Annotated in this window: 9 protein-coding genes, 1 pseudogene and 1 riboswitch; of the genes and pseudogenes, 3 read left to right on the top strand and 7 right to left on the bottom strand. The window is 55.4% G+C overall.

Annotated features, from left to right (window positions below):
• Window positions 1–261: 261 nt before the first annotated feature.
• Window positions 262–1119 (bottom strand): glutamate racemase, encoded by an 858-nt coding sequence (gene murI / locus MFP24_RS06965; RefSeq protein ID WP_249229707.1) that lies wholly within the window; start codon window positions 1117–1119, stop codon window positions 262–264.
• The gene (gene btuB / locus MFP24_RS06960) at window positions 1064–2926 is read right to left on the bottom strand and encodes a TonB-dependent vitamin B12 receptor BtuB (protein ID WP_249229708.1); all 1863 of its coding nucleotides are present in this window, start codon (window positions 2924–2926) and stop codon (window positions 1064–1066) included. Before btuB ends, murI begins: the two co-directional genes overlap by 56 nt.
• Window positions 2927–2995: 69 nt before the next feature.
• Window positions 2996–3230: riboswitch (cobalamin riboswitch) on the bottom strand.
• A gap of 132 nt (window positions 3231–3362) precedes the next feature.
• On the opposite strand from btuB, the gene trmA reads away from it, so the two are divergent.
• The gene (trmA, locus tag MFP24_RS06955) at window positions 3363–4466 is read left to right on the top strand and encodes a tRNA (uridine(54)-C5)-methyltransferase TrmA (RefSeq protein WP_249229709.1); all 1104 of its coding nucleotides are present in this window, start codon (window positions 3363–3365) and stop codon (window positions 4464–4466) included.
• 18 nt (window positions 4467–4484) lie between these two features.
• Here trmA and MFP24_RS06950 read toward each other — a convergent pair whose 3' ends face one another.
• Window positions 4485–4865 (bottom strand): YijD family membrane protein, encoded by a 381-nt coding sequence (locus MFP24_RS06950; RefSeq protein WP_249229710.1) that lies wholly within the window; start codon window positions 4863–4865, stop codon window positions 4485–4487.
• A gap of 37 nt (window positions 4866–4902) precedes the next feature.
• Complete coding sequence (gene fabR, locus MFP24_RS06945; protein WP_168197613.1) at window positions 4903–5535, bottom strand: HTH-type transcriptional repressor FabR; 633 nt, start codon at window positions 5533–5535, stop codon at window positions 4903–4905.
• Window positions 5536–5725: 190 nt separating this feature from the next.
• Between fabR and sthA the strand changes: the two genes are divergently transcribed.
• Window positions 5726–7132 carry a Si-specific NAD(P)(+) transhydrogenase gene (gene sthA, locus MFP24_RS06940; RefSeq protein WP_249229711.1) on the top strand — a complete coding sequence of 469 codons (1407 nt, stop codon included), beginning with the start codon at window positions 5726–5728 and terminating at the stop codon, window positions 7130–7132.
• Here sthA and oxyR read toward each other — a convergent pair.
• Complete coding sequence (oxyR, locus tag MFP24_RS06935; RefSeq protein WP_249229712.1) at window positions 7115–8032, bottom strand: DNA-binding transcriptional regulator OxyR; 918 nt, start codon at window positions 8030–8032, stop codon at window positions 7115–7117. The two genes, sthA and oxyR, sit on opposite strands and share 18 nt — an antisense overlap.
• A gap of 171 nt (window positions 8033–8203) precedes the next feature.
• Here oxyR and MFP24_RS06930 point away from each other — a divergent pair.
• Window positions 8204–8355, top strand: a pseudogene (locus MFP24_RS06930) (glutathione peroxidase); the annotation flags it as partial.
• Between the two features lie 160 nt (window positions 8356–8515).
• On the opposite strand, the gene metF reads toward MFP24_RS06930, so the two are convergent.
• Window positions 8516–9409: a methylenetetrahydrofolate reductase gene (gene metF, locus MFP24_RS06925; RefSeq protein WP_249229713.1), complete on the bottom strand. Its 894-nt coding sequence runs from the start codon at window positions 9407–9409 to the stop codon at window positions 8516–8518.
• 228 nt (window positions 9410–9637) lie between these two features.
• The gene (locus MFP24_RS06920) at window positions 9638–12073 is read right to left on the bottom strand and encodes a bifunctional aspartate kinase/homoserine dehydrogenase II (protein WP_249229714.1); all 2436 of its coding nucleotides are present in this window, start codon (window positions 12071–12073) and stop codon (window positions 9638–9640) included.
• Window positions 12074–12075: the final 2 nt, after the last annotated feature.

Here is a 12075-nt window from a genome sequence, read left to right as displayed (position 1 = left end):
GATATCGTCTTGTGAGTGCCCACACAGATTGTCTGATTAAATTGTTAAAGAGCAGTGCCACGTTACGCCGTGGCGCGGGCCGCATATGTTATGCAATTCCGCTGTGAAGTCAAGTGATTATTGCCTGACTTCCTACCGTCATCACAACCGCGTTGCCGCCGTTGCCGTGTCAGTGGAGGCGCATTATAGGGAGTTCTCGCCGGCTTACAAGGGCTAAATGCAAAAAAAGAATCAAGCGCCTACTATTTACCCATAACCACGTTAAAGCGGTAGTTTTTCCAGCGAATAGAACCCATAACGCTGCAATACCGGCCAGAGCGTGGCAACTTTCGGCGTAATCGCCAGGCAATAAACCAGATTCTTTTCCGTTGAAAGGTGCGCCGCTTCAAAATTGGCCACCAGCCATGCCGTTCTTCTGGCAATGGCCGAACCCGAATCCACCAGCCGGGTGCCATCCGGCAACGCCAGACGCAGTTCCTGCGCTAATAAAGGAAAATGGGTACACCCCAGCACCACCGTGTCTGGCGGTTCCGCCAGCCGCAGCCATGGCCGCAAGATTTTTTGCAGATCTTCGGTCGCGATGGTTTCTCCCTGCAGCTTTGCCTCGGCCAGTTCAACCAGTTCAGCAGAGCCGAGTGATAATATCCGGCAATCATTTGCAAAACGGGCGATCAGTTCATGGGTATAGGAACGCTGTACGGTGGCGCGGGTTGCCAACAGGCCGACAACGCCGTTACGCGTTAGCTTCGCCGCCGGTTTAATTGCCGGCACCACCCCTACCACCGGAAAAGTGAAACGTTCACGCAGGGCAGGAAGAGAAATGGTGCTTGCGGTGTTGCAGGCAATCACCACCAGCGACAGCTGGTGCTGCTGCTGAATGGCGCTAACAATCTTGACGACGCGTTCGATAATAAACTGCTGCGGTTTTTCGCCGTAGGGAAAAGCCTCGTTATCGAATGCGTAGATATAGTGGAGATCCGGCAATAGCTGCCGGATCTCATCATAAACAGACAGCCCGCCCACGCCGGAGTCAAATACCAGAACCGTGGGACGGGATGGCAGGTCAGAAGGTATAGCTTCCGGTGAGATAGTATTCTCGCCCTGCCGTACGGTAGCCATATGCCGTCTCATAATCTTTATCAAACAGGTTGGCGATTCTACCACGAACCGTTAGCTGAGAGGTGACGGGATATGAGGCGGCGAGATCCCACGTACTATACCCCCCCAGCGTTATGGGTTGAGCGGGGAAAACATCATAATTGGTATCAGGACGCGAACCTTGATATATCCATGTCAGAGACCAATTTACCTTGTCCAGCGTAGTGGAAAGCTCGTATTTCGCCTTCTTGTGAGCCCGTCGGGCCAACGCTTTGTTGGTGGTTTTATCCTTGGCGTCCAAATATTCCAGAGTGACGCTATGCGACAACCACCCTGTATCGTAGGCAGCGGTAAATTCCGCTCCCGTCATCACCGCCTTGCCAATATTGTCGTATGTGCCCGTTGTCGCGCTGATGGAGCGATAGTTGATGAGATTATCAACTTCATTACGATATCCGGAAACGCGCCAGTTCACAGGACCGCTCAGCCCCTCCAGCCCAATTTCCCACTGTTTGCTTTCTTCAGGCGATAAATTGGCGTTTCCTTGCGAGTACGCCGTGTCATATATCTTGTCAAACGTTGGCGCTTTAAACGCCGTGCCGTAAGAACCGATAACCCGATAGCCTTCAATAAATTCCCATGCCGCGCCCGTCTGCCAGGTACCGTGTCGGCCATACTGTTGATTGTCATCGCCCCGAACCGAGCCTTCCAGCGTTACGGAACCAAACTGTTGCTGAGTAGTAAGATATACACCTGTGTTATCGCGACTCTGGGCTCGCGTATATGCGGATGTGCCACCCGGTTGAGCCCGTTCATTGCGCCAGTCGGCCCCGACGCCCAGGCTGCCGTTTCCGAGATTGAACACGTTACCCCACTGCAGGCTACGCTGTTCAATCTGCGTAATCGTGCCGTTATATTTCCCGATTACATCATTGAAATTCAGATCGTCGTACGTTTGATAACTGGCGGTTAACTGACTGGAATATATTCCTTCGTTAAATTTCAATCCGGCATCATAATTTCGCGTATTCAAATAACGCTTATCATTACCCGGATAGGCGGAGGCGAGGTCATAATCCGTGTTGTTATCATAGCCATAAGCACGGAAAAAGCCGGAGGCGTTCTCGGAAAAACGCTGCTCAAGCATGCCCCAGAAGGATTTGCTGCGATAGCCGTCGTTATCCCTATCAATTGTCGACGGCGAAGAAGGATAGACATTGAATCCATGGGTCGCTTCATAACTTCCCGCCACGCTGACGATAGTATCGTCGCCCACGTGCCCGCGCACGGCGCCGTCATAGTTCTGGTAAGCATGTGAACCATAGCCCGCGTTTAACCTTGCGCCGTCCTGGCCCTGTTCGGTAATAATGTTGATGACTCCCCCGATGGCGTCGGAACCATAAACGGCTGAGCGAGGTCCGCGGATATACTCGATACGCTGGATCAACGACATCGGAATCTGATTGAAATCCACACTGCCGGTAACCCCCGGAGAAGACATGCGAATACCATCAATCAAGACAAGTACATGGCTTGAGTTGGTTCCGCGGATAAACATTGAACTTGACTGCCCGCGCCCCCCATTTTGCGCGATATCCACCCCCGGCAGACGACGCATTACGTCAGTCAGGCTTTTCGCCTGCCAACGCTCGATATCGTCACGGGTAACGATATCGATTGGCGCGAGAACGGAGGAAACGGGTTGAGGGAACCGGTTCGCCGTAACGACCAGTTCATCGGCATTCTCTTGCGGTGAATTATTGTCTTGCGCCCAGGCGGAAAAAGCCGTGACAGAGAGCGCCGTCAGCAGCATGGTTTTATTAAGCATGAGTCGAGCATCCAAACCATATATAAGGATGCCGCATTACCATGATGAATAGCACGCGATGATCATGGTCGTTGCGACGTTATACCGGCAGGTCTTCGGGCTTGGGGCCGTTGTTACTTTTATTCTCGACTGCTATTCGTAACAGCTTATTCGTAACAACAAAGGACGATGACTTCCCATCATTAATGACAGTGTCTGCATATATGCTATCGCCCGGACTACCCTTACCGCTGCGCGTCAGCTCCAGATTTGCACTGGATTCCCTTTTAACTCATGCTGCGAGGCCGGACAATCATGCTACGATCGCCTTACGCAGATGTCTAGACTTCCATTTCCATTGCCGGGCGATCGCGCGACAAAACTGGACATCCCGGCCGGATTCCCTACAATTCCCGGCCAATAACGTTCTTTTAGATGCCGTTCAGACGAGAAAACCATGACGCCAGAATGCCTGCCCATTGATCGGTACGACGATCAACTCGCCCAAAAAACAGAACGCCTGCGCGGGATGATGGCGCCGTTCGGGGCGCCGGAGCCTGTGGTGTTCCGCTCGCCCGTTCAGCATTACCGCATGCGCGCCGAATTTCGCATCTGGCACGACGGTGACGATATCTATCACATTATGTTTGATCAGCAGACCAAACAGCGTATTCGCGTCGATAGCTTTCCCGCGGCCAGTGAACTGATAAACCGGCTGATGCCGGCATTAATCGAGGCGCTGCGCCCCAACCCTGTCCTGCGGCGCAAACTGTTCCAGATTGACTACCTGTCGACGCTGAGCGGCGAGGCGGTGGTTTCCCTGCTCTATCACCGTCCGCTGGATGAAGAATGGCGGCGGCATGCCGTCGCCCTGCGCGATGCGTTGCGCGCGCAGGGGTTTGCGCTGCAGCTGATTGGCCGGGCGACCAAAACCAAGATTTGCCTGGAACGGGATTACGTTGACGAACGCCTGCCCGTCGCCGGGCGCGAGATGATTTACCGTCAGGTTGAAAACAGCTTCACCCAGCCCAACGCGGCGGTGAATATCCATATGCTGGAGTGGGCGCTGGACGCAACGCAAGATTCAACCGGGGATTTGCTGGAGCTGTACTGCGGCAACGGCAACTTCTCACTGGCGCTGGCGCGCAATTTCGATCGCGTGCTGGCGACGGAAATCGCCAAGCCCTCGGTGGCGGCCGCGCAATACAATATTGCGGCCAATCATATTGATAACGTACAGATTATTCGTATGGCGGCGGAAGAGTTTACCCAGGCCATCAACGGCGTGCGTCAATTCAAGCGCTTACAGGGCATCGACCTGACGGGCTATCGCTGCGAAACCATTTTCGTCGATCCCCCGCGCAGCGGGCTGGACGAGGAAACGGTCAGGCTGGTGCAGGCTTATCCGCGTATTCTTTACATTTCCTGCAATCCGGAAACGCTGTGTCATAATCTGCAAACGCTGACGGAAACGCATCAAATCAGCCGGCTGGCGCTGTTTGACCAGTTTCCCTACACCCATCATATGGAGTGCGGCGTGCTGTTGGAGCGGCGTCGGTAGCTCGATGCCGCACCGGCATTATGCCTCGGGAGTATCGCTCTCTTTGACGGATTTTCGGGCTTTCAGCTTCAGGCCGATCCAGAATACCAATACCACGCAGAGAATCGAGGGCACGAAGTTTGAGCCGATGGCGGGGTACTCAACGCGGACAATGGCGCTGTAAAGCAGCAACCCCAGCAGAAAACAGGCCGCCGCCAGCAGAGGCGTGCCCTCGGACATGCTGTGGTTCATATAGCGCTGGTGCAGGCAATAGACGGATAAAATCAGCGCAAGCAGAGGGAATATCGAAAAGGGGACGATGGCGCTAAACAACGCGGCGAATGAGCCGTTAACCGATAGGCCCGCGGCCAGCGCCAGGAGCAGCGTACCTTTTTCCCGATGATAGGATTGTTCTGTCATGCCTTTTCTCTTCTCAATACCTGTATATATCTAAAATTTACGCTGCGCCCGAGCGATTGTCCTGCTCTTTGCGGTACCAGTAATAGGCGCCTTTGGAAATCATGCGCAGTTGCAATACCAGGCGCTCTTCCAGCTGTCTTCGCTGTTCCGGTCCGACATCCAGCGCTTCCGCTCCGGCACTGAAAACGATGGTCACCATCGCTTCCGACTGCGCTTCCGCAAAACTGCGCGGGATATGATTTTCGACTTCCAGATAATCCGCCAGTTCGGCGATAAAATGCTGAATCTCACGCGCGACCGCGGCACGGAAAGCAGCGGAAGTCCCTGAGCGCTCACGTAGTAACAATCTGAAAGCATTTGGGTTATTGCCGATAAATTCCATAAAGGTCGAGACGGAGGTTTTGATTACGCTGCCGCTTTTGGCAATCCGCTGCCGCGCCTGGCGCATCAGCTGGCGCAACATTAGCCCGCTTTCATCCACCATCGTCAGCCCCAGCTCATCCACATCACGGAAGTGGCGGTAGAAAGATGTCGGCGCAATACCGGCTTCCCGGGCGACTTCACGTAAACTCAGGCTGGCAAAACTGCGCTCGGCGCTTAACTGGCTGAACGCCGCCTCAATAAGGGAACGACGCGTCCGTTCTTTTTGTTGTGCTCTGACACCCATTATCCTGCCCAAACCATCTGCTCTCCTTTCCAGAAAGGCACTATAGCAAACTTTATTGTCAACATAGCGCGACAAACTTTGCCATATTAAAAATGTGATAATAGGTTTCCACAATAAATACCAGGATGATTGGGATCCCGCACGGGAAATGTTACAATCACGTTATTGTTTTGTACAAACAGGTTATCCGATTATGACCCTACAACAGCAATTCGATTATGACGCCATCGTTATCGGTTCCGGCCCGGGGGGTGAAGGCGCCGCCATGGGATTGTCCAAACAGGGCGCCAAAATAGCGGTGATTGAACGGCACTATAATGTCGGCGGCGGCTGCACCCATTGGGGAACCATCCCTTCCAAAGCGCTGCGTCATGCCGTCAGCCGTATTATTGAATTTAACCAGAACCCGCTCTACAGCGATAACGCCCGCGTTATCAGTTCCTCCTTTTCCGATATCCTGCGCCACGCCGATAGCGTAATCGGCCAGCAAACCCAGATGCGCCAGGGGTTTTATGAACGTAACCAGTGCGCGTTGTTCTCCGGCGAGGCCCGGTTTATCGACGCCCATACCCTTGCGGTGCATTATCCGGACAATACCCACGACACGCTGACCGCGGCCAATATCATCATTGCCAGCGGCTCACGCCCCTACCACCCCGCAACGGTCGACTTTGACCACCCCCGCATCTACGACAGCGACTCCATTCTGCAGCTCGACCACGAACCCAGACATGTGATTATCTACGGCGCCGGGGTGATTGGCTGCGAGTACGCGTCCATTTTTCGCGGCCTTAACGTCAAGGTTGATCTGATCAATACCCGCGATCGCCTGCTGGCCTTCCTCGATCAGGAGATGTCGGATGCCCTGTCCTACCACTTCTGGAATAACGGCGTGGTGATCCGCCATAACGAAGAGTTTGAAAGCATCGAGGGGGTGGAAGACGGCGTTATCGTCAACCTCAAGTCCGGTAAAAAGATGAAGGCTGACTGTCTGCTGTACGCCAACGGCCGCACCGGCAATACCGAAACGCTCGGTCTGGAACAGATCGGCCTGAGTACCGACAGCCGCGGACAACTTAACGTCAACAGCCTGTATCAGACCGGGCTGGCGCATATTTACGCCGTCGGCGACGTGATTGGCTACCCCAGTCTGGCTTCCGCGGCTTACGATCAGGGCCGCCTTGCCGCACAGGCCATCATCAAAGGCGATGCCAACGCCCATCTGATCGAAGATATTCCCACCGGAATTTACACCATTCCTGAAATCAGCTCCGTGGGGAAAACCGAGCAGCAGCTCACGGCGATGAAAGTCCCCTATGAAGTGGGGCGGGCGCAGTTCAAACATCTGGCGCGCGCGCAGATTGTCGGCATGAACGTGGGAAGCCTGAAGATCTTATTCCACCGCGAGACGAAACAGATTCTGGGCATTCACTGTTTCGGCGAGCGCGCGGCCGAGATTATTCATATCGGGCAGGCGATAATGGAACAGAAAGGTGAAGGTAATACTATCGAATACTTCATTAATACCACCTTCAATTACCCAACCATGGCGGAAGCCTACCGGGTTGCCGCGCTAAATGGGTTAAACCGCCTGTTCTGACGCGGCATCCATATAGATTTGCATATGCTCGCGGATGGTATCGGCCAGTTGCTCATAGCGCCCGCGCAGCGGCGAGCCGGGGCGGTAAATCAGAGCGATGGTGCGCTTCGGCTCCGGTTTGTAGCAGGGCAGATAGCAGACGCCGTCACGCTCACGTTCATGGGGCACCGCCAGCGCCGGCAATAACGTGATGCCGCTGCCCGCCGCCACCATATTGCGCAGCGTTTCCAGGCTGGTGGCGCGAAAATGCGTGTCCTCGTCCGCTCCGGCCTGAAAACAGAACCCCAACGCCTGATCGCGCAGGCAGTGTCCGTCTTCCAGCATCAGCAATTTCTCGCCGGACAGGTCGGCCATCGCCACCCGCTCGCGGTTGGCCCAGGGATGCCCCTGATAAATCGCCAGTTTCATCGGTTCGTCAAACAGGGGGACTTCGATAAAGGCTTCAGACTCTTTCACCAACGCCAAGATGGCGCAATCCAGCTTGCCGCTGTCCAACTGCGCCAGCAGCTGATGGGTCTGTGCTTCATGCAGATACATTTCAAGCTTGGGGAAAGTGCGGTGCAGCATGGGAATGATTTGCGGCAGCAGGTAAGGTCCCACCGTCGGGATCAGGCCGATATGCAGCGGCCCTGACATGGTTTCACCCTGCTGGCTGGCCATCTCTTTCAACACCTTGACTTCACGTAATACGGTGCGCGCCTGTTCAACCAGCAATAAACCCGCCTGAGTAAACAGCACCTTTCTACTGGTCCGCTCCAGCAGCATAACGCCTAATTCATCTTCCAGCTTACGGATTTGTCCACTGAGCGTTGGCTGACTAACGTGGCAAGAATCCGCGGCGCGCCGGAAATGACGATGTTCTGCCAACGCCACCAGATACTCCAGATCCCGAATATTCATTTATTATTCTCCTTATTGTGATAGCAAGTGACGATGGATAGAATAGCAACGATAGGCATTTGCTATCAATAGCCAAAATGAATAATATATCCCACCGTGCGTATCTATTTATTTCTACCTAAGTAAAACAACATCTTTACTATTAATAGGTCGAGTCCATGTTTATCAGCCTGCGCTTTCAGCCACCTGTCACGCTATAACGAGTTAACGGGCGTATTCAAGCAATTTGGCGTTGATAGCATTTTGTGTCTCCCGGCTAACGCCATATTTGTAATGAATGCCGGAAAGCAGATCAATACGCAGACAATATCGTATTCCTCCGCTAGGGGAATAGAGAATTCGCCAATATGCTGATGAAAAAACCCGGCGTTGAATGCCGCAGAAACAGAGGGCGGTTTTATCCGGCGATTTGATGGAAGAGACGGAGAACCTTGAGCGATAAGATCGAAAACCCCGCGGCGGCGGGGTTTCAGGCGGTGCCTATCAGGCTACGTCAGGGCGCACGCCCAGAGTATGGCAAATCGCGTAGCTCAATTCAGCACGGTTGAGGGTGTAGAAGTGGAAGTCTTTTACCCCTTCACGACTGAGGATTTTCACCATATCCATGGCAATGGCGGCGCCGACCATTTTGCGCGTATCGGGATCGTTATCCAGGCCGTCGAACATCGCCGTCATCCAGTTCGGCACGCGAACATTGGTCATGGTGGCGAAGCGCTGCAATTGCTTAAAATTGGAAACCGGCAGAATGCCGGGAACGATCTCGACGTCAATACCGGTTGAAACACAGCGATCGCGAAAACGCAGGTAGCTTTCCACATCAAAAAAGAACTGGGTGATCGCCCGGTTGGCGCCGGCGTCAATTTTACGCTTTAGATTGATCAGGTCAGCCTGGGCGCTTTTCGCTTCCGGATGCACTTCAGGATAGGCGGCGACGGAAATATCAAAGTCGCCGACTTCTTTTAACAGGGAGACCAGGTCGGCCGCATACATATCGGGTTTACCGCCGCCGGCCGGCAAATCCCCGCGCAGCGCGACGATATGACGAATACCGCTCCGCCAGTAATCCTGGGCGATTTCGCGCAGATGGTCGCGGGAAGCATCGACACAGGTAAGATGGGGAGCCGCTTCCAGTCCGGTGCGTTCTTTAATCGTCTTGATAATGCTGTGAGTGCGATCGCGCTCACCTGAATTCGCCCCGTAGGTAACGGAAACGAACTTCGGTTTAAGGCTGCTCAGACGGTCGATGGAGTTCCACAGCGTTTCTTCCATCTCACTGGTGCGCGGTGGGAAAAATTCAAATGAAACATTTATCTGTCCCTGCAATTCCGCCAGGCTTTGATTCAGCGCTTCCCGCTGATTTGCGTGAAAAAAACTCATCCTGCTACCCCATCGACCGTTGCTATTATTATCATTCATAAACGTCTATACGTTTAGACGTCTATATAAAAAATGACGCAATCCGCCCGATGAGTCAATGTTTTTAACCGCCGGAGGCGGTGATGATTACTCATGTAACATGAAAGAAATTCATGATGCGCAAGACGTAGCGGGCGGGCGACGGCGCAACGGCGCCGAAACACGCGTTGCCGACCGTCAGCATTCATTTTAAAGCAGTTGCGCCAGACGATTTAAATCCGACTGGATGGCCCCGGCGGTCACATCCCGTCCGGCTCCCGGACCGCGGATCACCAGCGGGTTATCCCGATACCAGCGGCTTTCGATGGCAAACACATTATCGCACGGCAATAATGACGCCAGCGGGTGATCGGGCCGGACGGCCTCGACGCCGACGCGCGCCTTGCCGTTACTGTCAAAACGGGCGACGTGCCGCAGTACCAACCCCATCTCCTGAGCGGCTTCCAGCCGTTGCAGCATCTGCTCGTTAAGCGGCTCGCCGTTCTCAAAGAATTGATCGACGGAACCTTGTTCGCAGCCCGCCGGCACCAACGATTCAACGCGCACCTGGCTTGGTTCGATTTCATATCCGGCCTCGCGAGCCAGGATCACCAGCTTGCGCATCACGTCCTGTCCGGACAGATCAACGCGCGGATCCGGTTCCGTCAGCCCTTGCTGACAGGCCTGATCCACCAGCTCGGTAAACGGCACCGAACCGTCGAATTGCAGGAACAGCCACGACAGCGTGCCGGAGAAAATACCGCTGATAGACAGAATAGCGTCGCCGCTTTCCCGCAGATCCCGCACGGCGAAGTTAACCGGCAAACCGGCGCCGACGGTGGCGTTGTATAACCAGTGGCGGCCCGTTTTGGCGAAGGCGTCGCGGATCTGGCGATAGTTATTGCCGCCGGAGGCTCCCGCCAGCTTGTTGGCGCTGATCACATGAAAACCGTAGCTGGCGAAATCAAGATACAAATCAGCGACCGATTCGCTGGCGGTCACATCCAGCACCACCAAATCATCAAACGGGTGGGCGCGCATCCACAGGAACAGATCTTCGCCGTCACGCTCCTGCGCTTCATCGTCGAAAAAGGCCAACGCCCTGCTGGCGTCCAGACCGTCGTAATTCAGCAGACTGCGGGTGCTGTCCACCACCCCGGCGAGAACGAACTCAAAGCCGGTGCGGGCGGAAATATTCGTTTGCTCGCGGGCAAACAGCTCCAGCCAGCGGGAACCGATATTCCCTTTGCCGAACAGCACCAGGCCGATGCGTTTTTCGGCGCGGAACAGCGAGTGATGCAACCCGCGGATCAGGTGTTCCGTCGGCCCGACGCGCAGCACCGCCACCAGGCTGATGCCATCTTCGGACTGCCAGATAAACTCTGTCGGCTGATCTTTCAGCTGTTGGTAGAAACGGTGGCTGTGTAGCGGATTCTTGCAGACGCCGGCCCCCACCATCGCCACCAGCACCAGATCTTCGCGCATGGTCAACTGCACGGGCAAAGCGGCCTGATTGAGTAATTTCCAGGCGCTGTCGACCACCTCGGAGGTGTAGCACAGCTGCAGCAGATTGCGATCGTGATGAACGCCGGTCGCCAGCGGTTTTATCTGCGCGCGGTTCAGCAATTGTTCGATCTCTTTCTGCAGCAGCGGGAAGTCGTGTTCCGGCGGCACCTGAACGTCGATCAGACAGACGTCGTCGTGGCTGGTGACGATTTTGGCGCCGGTGCCGGACGCCAGCACGCGCTCAATACGCGTAGAGCCCTGTTCCGGCTGATAACTGCAGCGCAGTTGCAGATCGATATCACTGCCGGATACCGGCTGCAAGGTGCGGGTATGCAGCACCGGCGCGGCGAGGCGCGCCAGTTCGCTGGCTTCATCCAGCCGTAACAGCGGCAGCAGGCAGGCATCTTTGACTTTGCGCGGGTCGGCGCTGTATACCCCGGCGACGTCGCTCCAGATGGTCACGCGTTCAACGCCCGCCAAGGCGCCGATCTGGGTGGCGGAATAGTCGCTGCCGTTGCGTCCCAGCAGCACCGATTCGCCCGCCTCGTTGCGGCAGATAAACCCGGTGACCACCAGACGCTGCCCGGCGTGCTGCGCCAGACACTGTTGCAGCAGCGGCCAGGAGCGGCCCTCATCCACCTGGGGCTGCGCCGCCCGTTCGGCGCGCAGAAAGTCACGCGCATCCAGCCAGGAAGATTGCATATCCAGCTGGTTAAGCAGCGCGGACATCAGGCGGGCCGACCAGATCTCGCCGTGGCCGACGACTTCGGCATACACGGCGTCGGTGATATCGCCATCCAGCAGCGCGGCCAACCGTTCCAGATCGCGGATAAACTGGGTGGTCAGCGGTTCGGCCGCGTCAGGAGGCAACAGCCCGGCAATCAGGTCGCTTTGATAGCGACGCAGCGCCTGCTGAACCTGATGCGCGGAAAGCCGATCGCTTTGGCTCAGCTTTAGCCAGCTGATGAGCTGGTTAGTGGTGCCGCCGGCGGCGGAAACCACCATCAAATCGCCGGGATGACTGTGCTCGGCCATAATACCGGCAACGCGCTGATAACACTTCACGTCGGCCAGACTGCTGCCGCCAAACTTATGCAGCTGCCGCCCGGTTAAGGTTCCCGCTACTCCTGATGCACTCATTC

The organism is Brenneria tiliae (genome assembly GCF_023347575.1).
In the GTDB taxonomy this organism is placed as follows: domain Bacteria; phylum Pseudomonadota; class Gammaproteobacteria; order Enterobacterales; family Enterobacteriaceae; genus Brenneria; species Brenneria corticis.
The sequence above is the reverse complement of the archived record's forward strand: the minus strand, read 5'-3'. Positions and strand labels throughout refer to the sequence as shown.